The 17836-nt window shown below is 62.7% G+C and carries 15 protein-coding genes; 6 read left to right on the forward strand and 9 right to left on the reverse strand.

Annotated features, from left to right (window positions below; all coding sequences use genetic code 11):
* The first annotated feature begins 3 nt into the window (after positions 1-3).
* A complete protein-coding gene (locus tag LU682_RS13135; RefSeq protein WP_010954249.1) occupies positions 4-966 on the forward strand; it encodes a 2-hydroxyacid dehydrogenase in 963 nt (320 codons plus the stop codon).
* Positions 967-1008: 42 nt separating this feature from the next.
* On the opposite strand, the gene LU682_RS13140 is transcribed toward LU682_RS13135, so the two are convergent.
* The 3 genes from LU682_RS13140 to bamA form a co-directional block, all read right to left on the reverse strand.
* Positions 1009-1974 (reverse strand): endonuclease, encoded by a 966-nt coding sequence (locus tag LU682_RS13140; protein ID WP_010954248.1) that lies wholly within the window; start codon positions 1972-1974, stop codon positions 1009-1011.
* Between the two features lie 14 nt (positions 1975-1988).
* Positions 1989-2372 (reverse strand): hypothetical protein, encoded by a 384-nt coding sequence (locus tag LU682_RS13145; RefSeq protein ID WP_010954247.1) that lies wholly within the window; start codon positions 2370-2372, stop codon positions 1989-1991.
* Between the two features lie 130 nt (positions 2373-2502).
* Positions 2503-4866 carry an outer membrane protein assembly factor BamA gene (gene bamA, locus LU682_RS13150; protein WP_010954246.1) on the reverse strand — a complete coding sequence of 788 codons (2364 nt, stop codon included), beginning with the start codon at positions 4864-4866 and terminating at the stop codon, positions 2503-2505.
* A 197-nt stretch (positions 4867-5063) separates the two neighbouring features.
* Between bamA and LU682_RS13155 the strand changes: the two genes are divergently transcribed.
* Positions 5064-5765, forward strand: coding sequence for a response regulator transcription factor (locus LU682_RS13155; RefSeq protein ID WP_010954245.1), 702 nt, complete (start codon positions 5064-5066; stop codon positions 5763-5765).
* Positions 5762-7024, forward strand: a complete 1263-nt coding sequence (locus LU682_RS13160; RefSeq protein WP_049588293.1) for a HAMP domain-containing sensor histidine kinase — start codon at positions 5762-5764, stop codon at positions 7022-7024. Before LU682_RS13155 ends, LU682_RS13160 begins: the two co-directional genes overlap by 4 nt.
* On the opposite strand, the gene LU682_RS13165 is transcribed toward LU682_RS13160, so the two are convergent.
* The 3 genes from LU682_RS13165 to LU682_RS13175 all read right to left on the reverse strand — a co-directional run bounded on the left by LU682_RS13165 (position 7017) and on the right by LU682_RS13175 (position 10207).
* Entirely contained in the window at positions 7017-8012 is a 996-nt protein-coding gene (locus tag LU682_RS13165; RefSeq protein ID WP_010954243.1) for an aldo/keto reductase, read from the reverse strand. The two genes, LU682_RS13160 and LU682_RS13165, sit on opposite strands and share 8 nt — an antisense overlap.
* Before the next feature lie 96 nt (positions 8013-8108).
* On the reverse strand, positions 8109-8960 hold the full coding sequence (locus LU682_RS13170; protein WP_060489927.1) for a LysR family transcriptional regulator: 852 nt from the start codon (positions 8958-8960) through the stop codon (positions 8109-8111).
* Positions 8961-9022: 62 nt separating this feature from the next.
* A complete protein-coding gene (locus tag LU682_RS13175) occupies positions 9023-10207 on the reverse strand; it encodes an MFS transporter (protein ID WP_010954241.1) in 1185 nt (394 codons plus the stop codon).
* A gap of 267 nt (positions 10208-10474) precedes the next feature.
* Here LU682_RS13175 and LU682_RS13180 point away from each other — a divergent pair, with 267 nt between their 5' ends.
* A complete protein-coding gene (locus LU682_RS13180) occupies positions 10475-11134 on the forward strand; it encodes an alpha/beta hydrolase (RefSeq protein ID WP_010954240.1) in 660 nt (219 codons plus the stop codon).
* Here LU682_RS13180 and LU682_RS13185 read toward each other — a convergent pair.
* A complete protein-coding gene (locus LU682_RS13185; protein ID WP_004374921.1) occupies positions 11119-12000 on the reverse strand; it encodes a LysR family transcriptional regulator in 882 nt (293 codons plus the stop codon). The two genes, LU682_RS13180 and LU682_RS13185, sit on opposite strands and share 16 nt — an antisense overlap.
* 185 nt (positions 12001-12185) lie before the next feature.
* Here LU682_RS13185 and LU682_RS13190 point away from each other — a divergent pair, with 185 nt between their 5' ends.
* Positions 12186-13829, forward strand: a complete 1644-nt coding sequence (locus tag LU682_RS13190; protein ID WP_004576806.1) for an acetolactate synthase large subunit — start codon at positions 12186-12188, stop codon at positions 13827-13829.
* Between the two features lie 126 nt (positions 13830-13955).
* Here the strand turns inward: LU682_RS13190 and LU682_RS13195 are convergent, their stop codons facing one another.
* A complete protein-coding gene (locus tag LU682_RS13195; protein ID WP_010954239.1) occupies positions 13956-16499 on the reverse strand; it encodes an HWE histidine kinase domain-containing protein in 2544 nt (847 codons plus the stop codon).
* Positions 16500-16725: 226 nt separating this feature from the next.
* Here LU682_RS13195 and LU682_RS13200 point away from each other — a divergent pair, with 226 nt between their 5' ends.
* A complete protein-coding gene (locus LU682_RS13200) occupies positions 16726-17343 on the forward strand; it encodes a dTMP kinase (protein WP_010954238.1) in 618 nt (205 codons plus the stop codon).
* A gap of 40 nt (positions 17344-17383) precedes the next feature.
* Here LU682_RS13200 and LU682_RS13205 read toward each other — a convergent pair whose 3' ends face one another.
* Positions 17384-17824 carry an Lrp/AsnC family transcriptional regulator gene (locus tag LU682_RS13205; RefSeq protein ID WP_004374903.1) on the reverse strand — a complete coding sequence of 147 codons (441 nt, stop codon included), beginning with the start codon at positions 17822-17824 and terminating at the stop codon, positions 17384-17386.
* Positions 17825-17836 lie beyond the last annotated feature (12 nt).

A 17836-nucleotide genomic window follows, 5' to 3' on the forward strand; every position in this document is an offset into this window, starting at 1 on the left:
GCAATGAAGAAGCGAATCGTCCTGTATAAACGCCTGTCCGACGACTTGATGGCACGCCTGCAAGATCGCGTCGAGGTGACCTGGGTGGACACCACCCAGCCCGATGCCCTGGCCCGCCTGCGCGATGCGTTACCGGGGGCGCACGGGTTGTTGGGGGCCAGCCTGCGCCTGGATGCCAGCCTGCTCGACCTTGCCCCGCAACTGGAAGTGGTGTCGAGCGTTTCGGTAGGCGTGGACAACTACGACATTGCTGAACTCAGCAGGCGTGGTGTGATGCTCACCAACACGCCCGACGTGTTGACCGAAACCACGGCCGACACAGGCTTTGCCTTGATCCTGGCTACCGCCAGGCGGGTGGTGGAGCTGGCGAACTGGGTGCGTGACGGCCGTTGGCAGGCCAACCTGGGGCCGGCGCATTTTGGCAGTGATGTGCATGGCAAGACGCTAGGCATCGTCGGCATGGGCCGCATTGGCGAGGCCCTGGCCCGGCGCGCGGCCGCTGGTTTTGGCATGCGCGTGCTGTATCACAGCCAGCGTGCCAAGCCCGAGGTGGAAGCACGCTATGCCGCATGCCAGTGCAGCCTGGATGAGCTGTTGCAGCAGGCAGATTTCGTTTGCCTGACGGTGCCATTGAGCGCCAGCACCGAAGGCCTGATAGGCGCACGGGAACTTGCGTTGATGAAGCCTGACGCAATACTGGTGAACATCTCACGCGGGCGTGTGGTGGATGAGCAGGCGCTGATCGAAGCGCTGCGGGCCAGGCGCATCCGCGGTGCGGGGCTGGACGTGTTCGTGCACGAGCCACTGCCGATCGACTCGCCGCTGTTGCAGCTGGATAACGTGGTAGCGACCCCGCATATCGGCTCGGCGACCGAGGAAACCCGCCAGGCCATGGCGCGTTGCGCGGTGGACAACCTGCTCAGCGCGCTGGCCGGTGAGCGGCCGGTAAACCTGGTCAACGGCTGACGCGCCCCCGCTCCCACAGGGGCCGCGCAGCCTTTGAAACGGTCAGCGGCAGTTGCCTGCCTTGCGATACCCCGCTGCCTGCGCTTCACCTTCGTTTGCGAAGGTAACCTGGTTCTTCGCTGTAACCTGGTTGTAGCCCGGGCAGCCGACTGACAGGTGATAGACGTGGCTGTTGCGGTTGCCAAGCACGGCGCCGACCGAACCGGCGCTGGCCAGGCTTGGTTTGGCCTCTGGCTTGGCTGCGTTTACCGGCACCGCCTCTACCACGCCGCTGCCAACCGGCTTGTAGCCGGCAGTCCACTTGCGTTCGCCGCTTACGAACGGGTTGGCATGGCCCATGATCGCGGCAATGCGCCGGTCGCGTTCTTTCTCCCAGGCCGACACGGGGTGTTGCTTGTCCCAGGCCATCAGCAGCTGTTGCTGTTGGCGCGACATGTTCAGCTTGTAGCGGTCGAACATGTAGAACGTGGTGCGGGCCACCAGGCCTTTGACTTCGTCACGCGGTTCGGCGGTGCGCTGGACGAAATCGACCTTGGTGGTGCATTGGCCGTATTCGCCGGCATTGCCAGTGACCATGCCGTAGTTGAAGTTGCTGCGGTCACCGTTGACCTCACCCACGGCCGGGTAAAGGTTGAACAGGTCGGCCTCCATGGCGCGGAACACCGGGTCGTTGTCCACGCAGTGCTCACGGCCGCCGTTCTTCCAGCACTGGCGCTGGTTGCCGAAGGTGTGGGCGGGCACGATGTGTTCCCACTCGGTGCGTTCGGCACGGTTCTGCTGCTTGCGTGTCTGGTAACCACACGAGGCAGCGTCGATGCGCCCGCCAGACTTGCCCACCCAGGTCCATTTGCAACCGCAGTACAGGTCGCCCATGGCACTGCTGGCCTGGTCCAGGTAGACCTTCTGCTTGGCCACCACCTTGGCTTCGGTGAAGGTGGCCGGCGGGTTGGCCAGAGCGGGGAGGGTAAAGGAAAATAATAAGGTTACGGCGTAAAGCAGTGATTTCATGGGGAAAACATATTTCAGGTTGGGCCGGGCATTGTAATGGTTTCCCCGGGGCTGACCAGCTCGCGGAGCCATACCAATGGTCGGCCAGGGTCGTCGCTGCCCATACGGCTGAATGTGGCTGAGTCGAGCATGTCCCGCACCTCGGTGCCCATGCGCAGCAGGTGCTCGACGAAACCGGCACCGACGTCACCGTAGTCCTCCAGGGAAACCCCGCTCTGGTTGTGCTGGATTGCCAGGTGGTAATGACTGACACCATCGCCGTTGCCGCTACCGCCCAGTACCACCGTGAAGCGTGGGCCAAGCAGGGTGGCCAGGCGTTCCTGCACCAGATCGAGCAGGGCGACGGGTATTTCATTTTCGCGCAGTGATGTAGGGAAACAGGGTGTGAACGGAGGCATGAGGGTGTCCTGCTGGGCGGGGTTCGAGTGCTGGCCAGCTTAGGCAAGGTGACTGTCAACTTGGGTAAAGCGGGGGTAAAAGCGGGTAATGCTCAACCCCCGTGCTGCGCGGTTCATTTCAAGAGCAGCATCAGAAGGTCTGCCCTAACGAGAACTGGAACACCTGGGTTTCGGCGTTATCCGGCTTTTTCAATGGCGCCGCCAGGCTGAAACTCAGCGGCCCCATCGGGCTGTACCAGGTCACGCCAACCCCCAGCGACACAGCCATCTGCGCCAGGTCGACGCTGCCGCAGCCTTGGGTGGTGGACAGGTAGCAGGTGTCGGCATACACGTTGCCGGCATCGACGAACACCGAGCTGCGCAGTTGGCTCTGGTCCTTCACGAAGGGCAGCGGGAACAGGTACTCGGCACCGCCGGTAATCAGGATATTGCCCCCCAGCACATCGGTGTCGCGGTCGGAATAGTAAGCCTGTCCAGCGTTGGAATAGGCCCCGGTAGCCGGTGTGCTGCGCGGGCCGAGGGTGCCGTCCTTGAACCCGCGTACCGACCCCTGCCCACCGGCGTTGTAGCTTTCATAGAACGGCAAGCCGTCGGTGGAGCCATAGCCGTTGCCGTAGCCCAGGTTGGTGTGCAGGCGCAGCGTGGTGTTGCTGGTCACCGGCAGGAAAGCCTGGCCGTTGTAGTCGAGTTTGTAGAACGACAGGTCGCTGCCAGGGGTGGTAGCCATCAGCGTCAGGCTCTGCGAGTGGCCCCGGGTGGCCAGTACGCCTTTGTTGAGGGTAGATTCCGACCAACCGATCGACGCCTTGAGGTTGTTGAAGCTCTTGCCTTCGCGGGAGATGAAATCGTAGATCTCGTCAGCGCTGTAGGTGCCGGGCGAAATGTCGTCGTGCTGCAGGGTCAGGCCGTAGGTCAGGCGCGAGGTTTCGTTGATCGGGTAGCCAAAGCTGACCCCGGCGCCGTAGCTGTTGATTGCATAGTACGAAACACCATCGTCGTAGTAATCGCTGTAGTCGGTGCTGTTGTAGAACAGGTTGTAGCCCAGGCTGACACCGTCGGCGGTGAAGTAGGGATCGACGAAGCCGAAGTTGTACTTGGTCTGGTATTCCGAACGGGTCAGGCCGATGGATACCTTGTTACCGGTACCGAGGAAGTTGCTCTGGCTGATCGAACCACCCAGGATCAGGCCGGCGCTCTGGGCGAAACCGACGCTGGCGGTGATCGAGCCGGAGGCCTGCTCTTCGACGCTGTAGTTGACGTCGACCTGGTCGTCGGTGCCAGGCACCTGCGGGGTCTCGACGTTGACTTCCTTGAAGAAGCCCAGGCGCTCAAGACGGGTCTTGGACTGGTCGATCAGGTAGGTCGACGCCCAGCCGCCTTCCATCTGGCGCATTTCGCGACGCAGCACTTCGTCTTCGGTCTTGGTGTTGCCGCGGTAGTTGATGCGGTTGACGTAGGCACGCTTGCCCGGGTCGACCACGAACATGATGTCGACCGTGTGGTCCTGGTCGTTGGGTTGCGGCACGCCGTTGACGTTAGCGAAGGTGTAGCCTTCGTTACCCAGCCGGCGGGTGATCAGCTCGGACGTGGTGGTCATCACCTTGCGCGAGAATACCTGCCCCGGCTGCACCAGCAGCAGCGACTTGACCTGGTCTTCCGGCACCTTGAGGTCACCGGACAGCTTCACGTCGCGAACGGTGTATTTCTCGCCTTCGTTGATGTTGACGGTGATGTAGACGTGCTTCTTGTCCGGCGTGATGGACACCTGGGTGGAGGCGATGTCCATGTTGATGTAGCCGCGGTCCAGGTAGTAGGAACGCAGGCGCTCCAGGTCACCGGAGAGTTTTTCACGGGCGTACTTGTCGTCGTTCTTGAAGAACGACAGCCAGTTGGTGGTCTTCAGCTCGAACAGCTGCCCCAGGGTCTCATCATCGAATACGTTGTTGCCAACGATGTTGATGTGCTGGATGGCGGCGACGGTGCCTTCGTTGATCTTGATCTTCAGCGCCACACGGTTGCGCGGCTGCGGCACCACCTCGGCGTCGACCTCGGCCGAGTAGCGGCCTTGGGCCACGTACTGGCGCTGCAGCTCGTTACGCACACCTTCGAGGGTGGCACGCTGGAAGATCTCGCCTTCGGCCAGGCCCGATTGCTTCAGGCCCTTCATCAGGTCTTCGGTGCTGATCGCCTTGTTGCCTTCAATCTCGATGCTCGACACCGACGGGCGCTCGACCACGTTGATGATCAGCACATTGCCATCGCGGCTCAACTGGATGTCCTGGAAGAACCCGGTCTTGAACAGGGAACGCGTCGAGTCCACCAGGCGGCGGTCGTCAGCCTGGTCGCCGACGTTCAGCGGCAAGGCACCGAACACACTGCCAGCGGAAACCCGCTGCAGGCCGTTGACGCGAATGTCGGCGATCCTGAACGGTGAGGCCTGGGCCAACGTGGCTTTCAGCAGCAGGATGGAGAGCAACAGGCGCGGGTAGTTCATCGGGGTTTCCAGACAAGCGGATTCGGAGGGCAGCAAGCGCGGGCGACCCGCAAGCAGCGGGCGATGAGGATACGGGCGGGCTGTGTACGGCGCGGTTAGCCGAGGGTAAAGATGTGTAAAGTCCGACCGGGCGGCAGTGACAGTGCCGGCTTGCAGGGCGATCATTGCACCCCCTGCAACTGCGATATCTGGCCCTGATGATCCCTGTGCTGCTGGTCGACGACGACCGCGAACTGACTGAAATGCTCTCTTTGTACCTGGCGCGCGAAGGCTTCCAGGCAACGGCCGCGGACACGGGTGAGGAAGGCGAGACCCTGGCGTTGTCCGGCCATTTCCAGGTGGTGGTGCTGGACGTGATGTTGCCAGGCATCTCCGGTATCGAGGTGCTGCGCCGCGTGCGTGCACGTAGTCAGGTGCCGGTGCTGCTGCTGACAGCACGCGGTGACAACATCGACCGCATTGCCGGCCTGGAGCTGGGGGCCGATGACTATGTGCCCAAGCCCAGCTCTCCCGGTGAGCTGGTGGCACGCCTGCGGGCAATACTGCGTCGCGTGCAGCCATACCTGATGGGTGAAACCAGCGCGCCCGAGGTACCTGAACAGGTACGCAGTGGCGCATTGAAAATGTGGCCGGGGCGGCGCGAGGCGCGCTGGGGCGCAGCCACGCTGGAATTGACCGGCTCCGAGTTCAGCCTGCTCGAAGCCCTGGCGCGCCAGGCCGGTCAGCTGGTCAGCAAGCAGGACCTGTCGCTCAATGCCCTGGGCCGGCCGCTGACCCGTTATGACCGACGCATCGACGTGCACGTCAGCAGCATCCGGCAAAAACTTGGCCCGCGTGCCGATGGCAGCAGCTGGATCCAGAGCGTGCGCGGCATGGGCTACATGCTGATCGTCGAATGATGCGCCGGCGTCTGTTCTGGAAGCTGTTCCTGGCCTTCTGGCTTGCCAATACCCTGACCTTCCTGGTGGGGGCGGGGGCCTTCATGCTCAATGAGCTGCGCGGCGATACCCCCGGGCTGCGTTCGCTGCTGGCCACCGAGCTGCAAATGCTCGAACGGCATGGCGAGCGGGCCGGCCGCCAGTTGCTTGACGTGTCGCCACAGCCGCAGGATGTGCAAGTAGGCCTTTACGACGATCAAGACCGCTTGCTGGCTGGCCAAACGGTGCACGTGGCGCGCTTCGAGCAGGCACTGCTCGACCGTGACGGCCGCCCACTGGTGCTGCGCGCTTCGGTGGCCACCCGTGTCGGTATGGCACCGCGCCCACGCAACCTTGGCCCGTTCGTGACTGGGGCGGTGATGAGCGCGCTGTTCGCGCTGTTGTGCAGCTTTTACCTGACCCGGCCGCTGACCTGGCTGCGCGAGGCCATGGGCCAGGTTGCCCAAGGCCGTTTCGATGTGCGGGTCAGGCCGCGGCTGGGCAAGCGCCGTGACGAAATCGTCGACCTGGCCGAGGACTGTGACCGCATGGCCGGCCAGCTCAAGGCCCTGGTGCAGGCCCAGCAGAACCTGCTGCATGATATTTCCCATGAGCTGCGCTCACCACTTACCCGCATGCATGCCGCCATAGGCCTGATGCGCCAGCAACCCGACCGGCCCGACATGCTGGAGCGGGTCGAGCGCGAGTCGCGGCGCATGGACGACCTGATCGAGCAACTGCTGACCCTGGCCCGTGCCCAGTCCCGTCAAGGCAACAGTGACTTCGCCAGCGTGGATGTGGTCGAACTGCTGGCGCAGATCGTCGAGGATGCCCGTTTCGAGGCAGGCATGAAGCAGTGCCAGGTGTCCTTGCTGGCTCAGGGCGCGTTTCTCATGCATGGCCATGAAGAACTCCTGTACCGGGCCTTCGAGAACGTCATCCGCAATGCCGTGCGCTACACGAAGCCCGGCACGGCGGTATTGGTGGAGGCCGCACCGGCACCAGGTGGGCAATGGTTGCAGGTGTGCGTCAGCGACCATGGCCCGGGCGTCGACCCGGCGCGCCTGCAGCGCATCTTCGAACCGTTCGACCGTGGCACCGACAGCAGCGATGGCTTCGGCCTGGGGCTGGCGATCGCCCAGCGTGCCATCGCCTTGCACGGTGGCAGCATCACCGCGCTGGCCGCCGCCACAGGGGGCTTGCGGGTGCGCATCGAACTGCCGCAAGCCATTGCTACTTGAAGCCGGTGACCGCGTGGGGAACGTAAGGGGCCTGCAAGCGCGCCACTTCGTCCTCGCTCAGCTGCAGTGACAGTGCGCCCAGGGCATCGTCCAGGTGGGCGGGCTTCGAAGCGCCGACGATAGGGGCGCTGACGCCGGCCCTACCCAGCACCCAGGCCAGCGCAACCTGGGCCATCGGCACCCCCCGTTCGCTGGCGATCTGCTCGACCACATCGATTACCCGGCCGTCCTCCACCTCGGTCTTTTCATAGAACGACTGCCCGGATACATCGGTGCGCGTGCGTTGGGTTTGCTGCCCATGCGGTCGTGTCAGGCGGCCGCGCGCCATCGGGCTCCAGGGCATCAGGCCGACGCCTTGATCCAGGCACAGCGGGATCATCTCTCGCTCTTCTTCGCGGTAGATCAGGTTGAGGTAGTTCTGCATCGACACAAAGCGGCTCCAGCCATGGTTGGCGGCTACCTGCTGCGCCTTGGCGAACTGCCAGGCATACATCGACGATGCACCGATGTAGCGCGCCTTGCCGGCCTTGACCACATCATGCAGAGCTTCCATGGTTTCCTCGATGGGGGTGTGGTAGTCCCAGCGGTGGATCTGGTAAAGGTCGACGTAGTCTGTGCCCAGGCGGCTGAGGCTGGCGTCGATGTTGGCCATGATCGCCTTGCGTGACAAGCCTTGCTCATTGGGCCGGCTGGCGCCTTCCCACATGTTGGCAGGGAAGAACACCTTGGTGGCGATCACGGTTTCTTCACGGCGGGTAAACTCCCTCAGGAGTTTGCCGAGGATGATTTCCGAGGTGCCGGCGGAATAGCTGTTGGCAGTGTCGAAGAAGTTGATGCCTTGCTCGACGGCATGGCGAATGATCGGCCGGCTGGCGTCTTCGCCCAAGGTCCAGGGATGAGTGCCGGCGTCGGGTTCACCGAAGGTCATGCAGCCCAGGCACAGCCTTGAAATGTCCAGCCCAGTGCTACCCAGCTTTACGTACTGCATCGTCGTCTCCTTCAAGGGCGTGAGTGATGGAGTTAGCCTAACGCTGGCAGGGTTGGGCGAAAATTCCGTATTGATGCATGCGCCATCTGCAAGAATTCACAAGCGTAGCAGCGGCCGCACCTGTTGCTGAAGGAAGTCGGTAACCGCCTTGATCCGCGGTGTGGCGCGCACGTCTTCATGCACGGCCAGCCAGATTTCGATGCTCATTGTCTGTTGGGCGCTGCCTGCTTCTTTCAGACCGTGTTCCTGTGCCATGAACGCGGGCAGGCAGGCGATGCCGATGCCGCCGGCACAGGCTTGGGCCTGGATGCGCAGGTCATTGCTGTGCAATGCGAACGGCTGCTGGCCGGCCTGGAGGTTGAGCCATTGCTGTTGTGGGGAACGGGCCTGAGACTCGTCGTAGCCGATGTAGCGCCTGACCGTTGCGCTGGCCAGGTAACCGGGCGAGGCATACAGCCGGTAATCCAGGTGCCCCAGCAGGCTGACCACCAGAGTTGGCTCTGTCGGCCTGGCCAGGGCGATGCTGATGTCAGCTTCGCGGCGGACCAAGGATGCCTTGGATTTGCTGCCTACCAGCTTCAGGCGCAGCTGTGGGTAGCGCTGGTACAGCTCGCCCAGGCGCCGGGCGACGATGCTGCCCAGCAGCGCCGGTGGTGCCGAGAGCACCACTTCGCCTTCCACTGTCTGTTGGCCGGCGCTGGCGAAATGCTCCAGGGCAAAAGAGGACATGGCCATCTGCTCGGCGAGTTCCGCAACACGTTGGCCTTCGTGGGTGAGGGCATAAGCGCGGGGACGTCGGTCGACCAGCTTGAGCTGGAGCGAAGCCTCGAGCGAAGCGATGCGCCGGGCCACGGTGGCGTGGTCGACACCCAGGGTCTTGGCAGCAGCCGACAGCGAGCCGGCCGAGCTGAAGGCGGAGAAATGGCGCAGGTCTTCCCAATCGAACATGAATGACTCGGCAGTGGCGGGTGCATAAAGGGGTAGGGTAACCCTTTATGACCATGCCGGCTTCAATGCCCGCCTTTCATCCGCCGCGCCACCAGGTAAATGCCCAGGCCAACCAGCGCAGTCGCGGCGCCGATGTATCCGGTGCTGGTCCAGCCCATGCCGGCAGTGATCGCCATGCCTCCCAGCCACGGCCCCAGGGCATTGGCCAGGTTGAACGCCGCATGGTTGGACGCCGCTGCCAGGCTAGGCGCCTCATGGGCAATGTCCATGAGGCGGATCTGTAGCGGTGCCGCCAAGGCGATCATGGTGCCCACCAGGCCGATGCCCAGCAGCAGGCTCCACAGCGCCTGGGCGGCGAAGGTAAAGAACAGCAGCACGGCGACCGACCACATCAGTACCAAGCCCACGGCGCGGAACTGCAGGCGGTCGAACAGCTTGCCGCCAGCGATGTTGCCGACGATACCGCCCACGCCGAACGCCGCCAGACCGAACGGAATCCACTGTGGCGACACCTGGGTCACTTGCAGCATGGTCGGTGCCAGGTAGCTGAACACGCAGAACATGCCGGCAAAACCGATCGAAGCGATGGCCAGCGCCATCCATACCTGTGGTAGGGCAAAGGCCTGGAGCTCCTTGCGCGGGTCGCTGCGTGTTTCGTCGTGGCGCTGGGGCACGAAACGCCAGACCAGGGCGATGGTGCACAGGGCGATCGCGCCGACCAGCACGAATGCCGAACGCCAGCCGAAGTACTGGCCCAGGAAGGTGGCAACCGGGTTGCCGAGCAACATGGCCAAGGTCAGGCCCATCATCACCCGGGCAACGGCCCCCGCGCGCTGATCCTTGGCGACCATGCTCGAGGCCACCACTGCGGCAATGCCGAAGTAGGCGCCGTGGGGCAGGCCGCTGATGAAACGAAATGCGACCAGGCCACCGAACGAGGGGGCAAAGGCAGTGGCCAGGTTGCCCACGGCATACAGCAGCATCAACAGCAGCAGCATGTGCTTGCGCAGCAGTTTGGCACCGAGAATGGCCAGTGTCGGGGCGCCAACCATTACCCCCAGCGCATACGCGCTGATGGCATGGCCCACCTGCGGTTCGCTCAACTGCAAATTGCTGGCAATGTCGGGCATCAGGCCCATGATGGCGAATTCGCCGGTGCCGATGGCAAAGCTGCCCAGTGCCATGGCGGCTTCCATCTTGGCGACGGTGTTTTTACTGGGGAGCGGGGGGTGTTCCTGGACTGACATCTGTATCCCTATTGAAACATGCTGAAACGTTCAAGGCGGGATAATAGTCAATCGATGGCTGCAACGTCGAGGATGCTGCCCCGGCTTCCGCGACGTTGCAGCCCGTGTCCTGCTCAGTACGGGCGCGCTTGCTACGCCCCTGGCTGAAGTGACGGGATCCTGTGGCAGCGGGTACGCCTGCTCTTTTAGACTGCGGGCGGTGACGCGCCAACGCTCGGCAAACGGTGAGTACACGCGCCACACATTCGGTTCACAAGGACAACTGCAATGTCAGATACCCCGCGCAACCCGCTGCTTATCGATGGGGCCGTCGGCCAGATCGAGCTGTTGATCGACTACCCCGACGGACCACCCAAAGGGCTGGTGCTGGTCAGCCATCCGCAACCGCTGCTGGGCGGTAGCCCACGGCATATCGTGCCACTGACCCTTGCACGGCAGCTGCGTGCAGCCGGCTGGCAAGTGGTACGGCCGAGCTTTCGTGGGGTGGGGCAGACGCAAGGCACGCACGACCAGGGCATCGGTGAAGCCGAGGATTGCATCGCGGTCATCCGTCACTTCAACCAGCAACAGCCCGAGCTGCCGGTAGCCCTGGTCGGGTTTTCCTTTGGGGCCTACGTGTTCGCCCGGGTTGCCTGTGCGCTGGAAGGGCAGTTGCAGGCAGTCGCATTGATGGGGCTGCCGGTGGGGGATGTACCGGGAGGGCGCTATTACGAGCCATTGCCGCTGCCTGGGGATTGCCTGTTACTGCAGGGTGAACAGGATGAAATGGCACCGCTGGCCAACCTGCTGCAATGGGCTGGCCCTGAACAACGGGCAGTGTCGGTATACGCCGGTGCCAATCACTTTTTCAAAGGCTGCCTGGGGCGTGCCGCGGAGCAGGTGATTGCTCATCTCGCCCAGAAGACTGGCCCTCACCGCTCCAGGTAATGCGTCTGTGCAGCAAAGTCGATGAACCGCTTGCTGGCCAGCGACAGGTATTCCCCCGAGCGCCAGCACAAGCGGAAACTCATCTGCTGTGCTGGCCGGAACGGCACGCCGACGATGCCTGGCGTGCGTTGCTGCACCGAGCGCAGCAGGGTCGCCACCCCCATGTTGTCCAGCGCGGCCTGCACCACCAGCGAGACGAAGTTGCTCTGTAGCGCCACCTGGTAAGTGATGCCATGTTCGGCGAAGAACGCATCCAGAAGATGGCGTTGAACGAAGGTGCGATCGAACACCACCATGTCGGTATTGCGCAGGTCTTCGGCGGTGAGGTAGGCCTTGCCGGCATAGGGGTGATCCGGGTGCATGCACGCCAGCATCTCGTCGCTGCCCAGCAGGATCGACTCCTTGTCGGGCGGTACACGCCGGGACTCCAGCAGCGCCAGGTCGATTTCCCGTTGCTCCAGGCGATGGCCAATGTCTTCGGCACTGCCTTCGAACACGGTCATGGCAATGCCCGGGTACGACTTGCGGAAGGCGTTCATCAACCCGGGGACGTAGTGCAGGCCGAACATCGGCGGGATACCTAGGCGTACTTCACCGCGCTTGAGGTCAGCCATGTCGCGCAGCTCTTGCCGGGCAACGTCCATTTCGCGCAGGGCAGAGGCAATGCGCGGCAAGAACTGCTCGCCTTCTGCCGTGAGGATCACTTTGCGCGTGGTGCGGTTGAACAGGGTTACCCCCAGTTCTTCTTCCAGCCGGGTAACGGCCATGCTCAGCGCGGGCTGGGCGATGTGCAGGTGCTGCGCGGCCTTGGTGAAGCTGCCTTGCCGGACGATTTCGACACAGCAGCGCAATGCCTTGAGGTTCATTGAGGGGTGCTACCTTTCATGCGGGATGCATTCATAACGAACTGTGATGCTAAGCATCATAACAATATATTTATTATTATTAACCAGAGGGCCTACGATGCGCGCCACTGAGACATCCTGCAACATCTCAGTCACGCAGCTTAATAAATCTGCAATCCCACAAAGATTTTGAGGTAGTACCCCAAATGGCCAAGGCCGCCGATGTCGTTGTGCAATGCCTGGAAAACGAAGGTGTCGAGTATGTATTCGGCATTCCCGGTGAGGAAAACCTCGACCTGCTCGAATCCCTGCGCAAGTCGAAGATCAAGCTGGTACTGACCCGTCACGAGCAGTCTGCAGGTTTCATGGCTGCCACCTACGGTCGTCTGACCGGCAAGACCGGCGTCAGCCTGTCGACCCTCGGCCCTGGTGCCACCAACCTGGTGACCGCCAGCGCCTACGCCTACCTGGGCGGCATGCCGATGATGATGATCACCGGGCAGAAGCCGATCAAGAAGTCCAAGCAGGGTCGCTTCCAGATCATTGACGTGTGCGGCATGATGGACCCCATCACCAAGTACACCCACCAGTTCGCCTCGGCCGACAACATCCCGGCCCGCATGCGCGAAGCCTTCCGCCTGGCCGAAGAAGAAAAGCCGGGTGCGGTGCACCTGGAGCTACCGGAAGACATCGCCGCCGAGCAGACCGACGCGCTGCCGATCCCGCGCAGCCTGCACCGCCGCCCGCTGGCCGAGCACGTGGCCATTGAAGCTGCCGTCGAGAAACTGCAGAACGCGCGTAATCCGATCCTGGTGATCGGTGCCGGTGCCAACCGCAAGATGACCGCCAAGGTCCTCAAGCAGCTGATCGACAAGACCGGCATCCCGTTCATCACCACCCAGATGGGTAAAGGCGTGGTCGACGAGCGCCACCCGCGCTTCCTCGGCAACGCTGCGCTGTCGTCGGGCGACTTCGTTCACCGCGCCGTCGAAGCCGCCGACCTGATCATCAACATCGGCCACGATGTGATCGAGAAGCCGCCGTTCTTCATGGTCCGTGGCGGCACCGAAGTCATCCACATCAACTTCCGCTCTGCCGAAGTCGATGCCGTGTACTTCCCGCAAGTAGAAGTGATCGGCGACATCGCCAACGCCGTGTGGCAGATCAGTGAAGCACTGAACGACACGTCGCACTGGGACTTCACCCGCCTGATGGCCATCCGTGAAGCCAACGAAGCACAGATCGCCGAAGGCGCCGACGACGACCGCTTCCCGGTCTACCCACAGCGCATGGTGGCTGACATCCGTCGTGTACTGCCGTCCGAAGGCATCGTCGCCCTGGACAACGGCATCTACAAGATCTGGTTCGCCCGCAACTACAAAGCGCACAAGCCAAACACCGTGCTGCTGGACAACGCCCTGGCGACCATGGGCGCCGGCCTGCCATCGGCAATGGCCGCGCACCTGGTGCACCCGGACCGCCCGGTAATCTCGGTGTGTGGCGACGGCGGCTTCATGATGAACAGCCAGGAACTGGAAACTGCAGTACGTCTGGGCATGCACATCACCGTGGTGATCCTGCGTGACGACGGCTACGGCATGATCCGCTGGAAGCAGGCCAACATGGGCTTCACCGATTTCGGCCTGGACTACGGCAACCCGGACTTCGTCAAGTATGCCGAAGCCTACGGCGCCAACGGCCACCGCGTGGAAAGCGCCGAAGGCCTGCTGCCGCTGCTGGAGCACTGCATCAAGACCCCAGGTGTGCACGTGATCGACTGCCCGGTCGATTACAGCGAGAACGACCGCATCCTCAACAGCGAGCTGCGTGAGCGCGCCCTGGCGGTGTAAGCCCTGACAGGCCGGCGCCGTCTTTTTGCCGGCGCGGCCTGGTGCTGCAAAGAGGCCCGTATAGCTGACGGTAATGTGTCGGCTTTACGGGCCTTTTCGCAATACAAGGCTGCTTCAGTATCCCATTCACCCCAGCTCAAGCAGGCTTTGCAGGCTGGCCAGAATGGCATTGGCGTCATAAGGCTTGCGCGCGACGGGCACATGCTGCAAGTGCTCGGGAATGCTGATGCCGTCGCCATAGCCGGTGGCAAAGAGGAACGGAACCTGCCGGCGAACCAGCTCATCCGCTACGGAAATGGAGGTTCCGGTGCCCAGGTTGACATCCAGTATTGCCGCGTCCGGCTTGTGGCTGCCAAGCAGTTGCATGGCTTGGTCCTCGGAGCTGGCGGTGATCACGTCCTTGATTTGCGCATCGTTGAGAATTTGCTCCAGGCCTACCGCAATCACCAGTTGATCCTCGAGTATCAGCACACACAAGCCCGAGCGCGCTGCAAACGCACCGTTCGCACGGGCCAGAGGCGTGGCCGGGAGAGCGGTTTCTGCCGCTTCGGCTACGGAAAGGTGCTTGGCCGGGATTCTGAAAAAGCCTTGCAGGCCTTCGGGGTGATATTCCACCGCGCTGGTGCCACCCAGGTCGAACGGGATGCTGCGGTCGATCAGCACCGTGCCGAAGCCGCTGCGGCTGGGCGGGCGTACCGTTGGCCCACCCATTTCCCGCCAACTGATGGCACAGGCGTTGCTGGCGTCGATTGCCCAGCTCACCGAAAGCTTGCCGCCAGCCCGCGATAGCGCACCATACTTGGCCGCGTTGGTGGCCAGTTCATGCAGCACCAGGGCCATGACCGAGTACGCGCGCGCATCGAGGATGACGTTCGGGCCCTGCAACTCGATCACGTCGGCAGCCGTGCGATAGGGAGAAAGCTCGGCCTCCAGCAGCTTCGCCAGGCGCCCGCCACCGTCACCGCGCACCACCTGGTCATGGGCCAACGACAAGGCCTGGATACGCCCTTTGAGCGTTGCCACATAGTCCTGCAGCGTCTGGCTCTCCGGGGTCGGATGGGCAACCAGTGCACCAATCAGCGACAGGATGTTCTTGACCCTGTGGTTGAGCTCTTCGTTGAGCATGCGCTGGCGCACGTCGGCTTTGGCGCGTTCACTGGCGAGCAGTTCGCTATTGTGCAGCACCACCTCGACGATAGCGGTGCGGATGGCATCGCCAAACTGGCGGTCCTGCTCGGTCCAGGGTAGCGACTGCTGGTGAACGGTTTCTTTCCAGATGGCGAAGCTCTTGCGGGGCGTCAGGCGGTCGCCCAACGCGCCGCTGTCATAGGTCTTGTTCGGGTCCCCGGCCCAATCGAGTGTCTCGACCACCTCCTTGCGGAAGAAGATCAAGTAATCCCTTGGGTGTTGCGACATCGGAATAATCAGCACACCAGACACATCATTAAAATACGCCTGGGCCGACGGAAGCACCGTCGACAGGCGATTGGACGCCCAGATTCGGCCTTCGCTGACCATGTCTGCCAGGCGCAGCAGATCAGGCACGGCCGTTTGGGGCGGCGCCAGCCCTGCGCACGACCAGCGGCCTAGCAGCGACATGCCGATGCCGTCGCAGGGAATCAGCGACATCAACCGGGGCAGGCGTGCGTGGAAGAACCCATCAATGTCCGCCGCCTGGTTGGCGTCGCGCAGCAGGCTGTCCAGCGCTTTGTGGATGCGCACGGCGGCTTCGAGTTTTTGCCGGCTACGCAGGGTCTCGATATGCAGGGAGAAGAACTCACCGAACATCTCGGCGGCCACACGTTGCCCCATGGCCAGCGTGCGCGGTGCGTAGTGATGACAGGCAATCATTCCCCACAGCTCGCCGTTGACGATGACGGAAATCGACATCGAGGCGCCCACGCCCATGTTGCACAGGTATTCGCAATGGATCGGCGAGACGCTGCGCAGGTGCGCGTAGGACAGGTCGAGCGGTTCGCCCGAGGGGTCGAGCACCGGGTTGATGGCGACCGTATTGAACTGGGCGTCGGAGATTACCCGGATCGGGTTGCGCAGGTAGAGCGCGCGGGCCTGCTGGGGGATATCGGAGGCAGGGAAGTACTGGCCCATGAAGCTTTCGAGGTCGCTACGCTTGGACTCGGCAACCACCTTGCCGGCACCGTCGGCTCCTAGCTGGTAGATCATCACCCGGTCGTAACCGAGCACCGCCCTGACAAAGCGGGCGGCGTCGCGGAACAGCTTGTGGGTCTGGTCGATTTCGCGCAGTTGGGCAATCAGTGTGCGGGCCAGCTCGATCGGTTCGGCGATGCTCGCCCCGGCGGGCTCGAATTCGAGGATTGCCGTGCCTTTGTACAAGTGGGCAGCGATGTCGACGGCCGCGCCGTTGGGCAGCGTCACGCCGAAACTGAGCGCGGGACGCGAGGCATCCCGGGTACGGGCAAGTGCGTTGCGAAGCGTATGCGTGACCTCGTCACCCAGCACCGCGTGCAGTTTCTGACCATTGATATCGTTTGCTACACCCAGCATCTGTGGGGCGTTGACCGAATGGCGCAGCACTACGGTCGCCGAGGCATCACAGGCCAGCAGGCAGCCATGGGGCTGGATGCTCCCGGGAATCTGGATGGGCTCGCGGTCGCAGTTGGTCAGGTTTACTTGGGGGTTGTAGGTCATTGGCCCGTGCCTGTGGGTAAGGGGAGGCGGGCTGCAGGTCCGCCATCGTCCGTCAGCCTAGCAGGCATTGCACGCCTTGGGGATGGCGGGTCGGGCAATGCCGGTCCATTCCCAAGGCAATGCTTTGATCACAGCGTGGAGTACGGATGTACTCCCGTCGAGAATCGCTTGAAGGCAGCTACGATCAATGGTCTTATCCCGCGCTTGAGCCAACTGGTATTGCACGATGAACCGCCCGCTGTTTATTTCCTTCGATGGGCCCAAGGGTACCGGCAAGACCACGCTGCTGGAGGCCGTCACTCAAGCGTTACGGCTGGACGGGAACAAGGTGATCCGCCTTTGCGAAAGAAAGAATGATCCTCACCGGGGCGAGACCATGGCCCTGGTCAACCAGCTTTCCAGAAGCCCTTGCCAGGACCTTGAGTTCAAGGTTTGCGAACGCTTCGCTGAAAGCCGAGCCTGGATTTCCCGACATGTACTGCCCAGGCAGCCCGCTGACAGCATCATCCTGATTGACCGCTGGTACCCCTCTGACGCTGCGTTTCGCCGCACAGTGCCGTTTGACAAGATCCTGCGCCTGAACCTCGAACGAAACGTGCAAGTGCCCGATTTGCATGTCGGGGTTGTCACAACGCCTGAAACCTCATGGGCGAGGGCCGCGGCGCGCACGCGTGGGTTGGGCAGTACGGTGATCCATAACCTGGATGAACAGGTTGCCTGTACCGAGGCGTTCGAGCGTGCGGTTGCAGAACAAGGCTGGGTGCTGTGCCGTAATGAAGGGACCGTCGACGAGGCAACGCGACAGGTCGTAGGCGAGATTCAGGGCGTGCTTCGACACCTGTGAGGCCTGGGTGAGTACGGCCTGTCTACTGCCTCTGCAGGTATCAGGCGCCCTGGCGGTCGATATCACGGCGCAGGACTACCGACGTGGTAATGTCATCCACTGATTCGTGACGTGCCACGTTGTCACGTACCTGGTTGAGGTCGTCGATCGTTCGGGTCTCCACTTCAACCACCAGGTCGAGCTGACCGCTCACCGACGAAACCCGCCGTACGCGCGCGTCCGTTGCCAACTGGTCGAGCAGCCCCATGGCAGGCGTGCGCTGCAACGTCACCAGCAAGATCGCGCGTATCACGTTGGCGTCTATTTCGCCGATGTCAGCGCGATAACCGCGAATGACCCCGCTGCGTTCAAGGTTGGCGACACGCTCGGTGGTGGCACTTCGGGAAAGGCCTATGCGGCCGGCTAACGCCTTGAGCGCAATACGCGCGTCCTTCGAAAGTACCTCAAGAATCTCGCGATCTTTAGCGTCCAGGTCACGCATTGCAGCCCCTTG

Origin of the sequence: Pseudomonas alloputida, from assembly GCF_021283545.2 — a bacterium.
Lineage (GTDB): Bacteria > Pseudomonadota > Gammaproteobacteria > Pseudomonadales > Pseudomonadaceae > Aquipseudomonas > Aquipseudomonas alloputida.

Coding starts and splice junctions, on each gene's coding strand:
- LU682_RS13205 (WP_004374903.1), bottom strand. CDS start 17,824: ATGCGTGACCTGGACGCTAAAGATCGCGAGATTCTTGAGGTACTTTCG.
- LU682_RS13185 (WP_004374921.1), bottom strand. CDS start 12,000: ATGAACCTCAAGGCATTGCGCTGCTGTGTCGAAATCGTCCGGCAAGGC.
- LU682_RS13140 (WP_010954248.1), bottom strand. CDS start 1,974: ATGAAATCACTGCTTTACGCCGTAACCTTATTATTTTCCTTTACCCTC.
- LU682_RS13195 (WP_010954239.1), bottom strand. CDS start 16,499: ATGACCTACAACCCCCAAGTAAACCTGACCAACTGCGACCGCGAGCCC.
- LU682_RS13155 (WP_010954245.1), top strand. CDS start 5,064: ATGATCCCTGTGCTGCTGGTCGACGACGACCGCGAACTGACTGAAATG.
- LU682_RS13165 (WP_010954243.1), bottom strand. CDS start 8,012: ATGCAGTACGTAAAGCTGGGTAGCACTGGGCTGGACATTTCAAGGCTG.
- LU682_RS13190 (WP_004576806.1), top strand. CDS start 12,186: ATGGCCAAGGCCGCCGATGTCGTTGTGCAATGCCTGGAAAACGAAGGT.
- LU682_RS13200 (WP_010954238.1), top strand. CDS start 16,726: ATGAACCGCCCGCTGTTTATTTCCTTCGATGGGCCCAAGGGTACCGGC.
- LU682_RS13180 (WP_010954240.1), top strand. CDS start 10,475: ATGTCAGATACCCCGCGCAACCCGCTGCTTATCGATGGGGCCGTCGGC.
- LU682_RS13145 (WP_010954247.1), bottom strand. CDS start 2,372: ATGCCTCCGTTCACACCCTGTTTCCCTACATCACTGCGCGAAAATGAA.
- LU682_RS13135 (WP_010954249.1), top strand. CDS start 4: ATGAAGAAGCGAATCGTCCTGTATAAACGCCTGTCCGACGACTTGATG.
- LU682_RS13175 (WP_010954241.1), bottom strand. CDS start 10,207: ATGTCAGTCCAGGAACACCCCCCGCTCCCCAGTAAAAACACCGTCGCC.
- LU682_RS13160 (WP_049588293.1), top strand. CDS start 5,762: ATGATGCGCCGGCGTCTGTTCTGGAAGCTGTTCCTGGCCTTCTGGCTT.
- LU682_RS13170 (WP_060489927.1), bottom strand. CDS start 8,960: ATGTTCGATTGGGAAGACCTGCGCCATTTCTCCGCCTTCAGCTCGGCC.
- bamA (WP_010954246.1), bottom strand. CDS start 4,866: ATGAACTACCCGCGCCTGTTGCTCTCCATCCTGCTGCTGAAAGCCACG.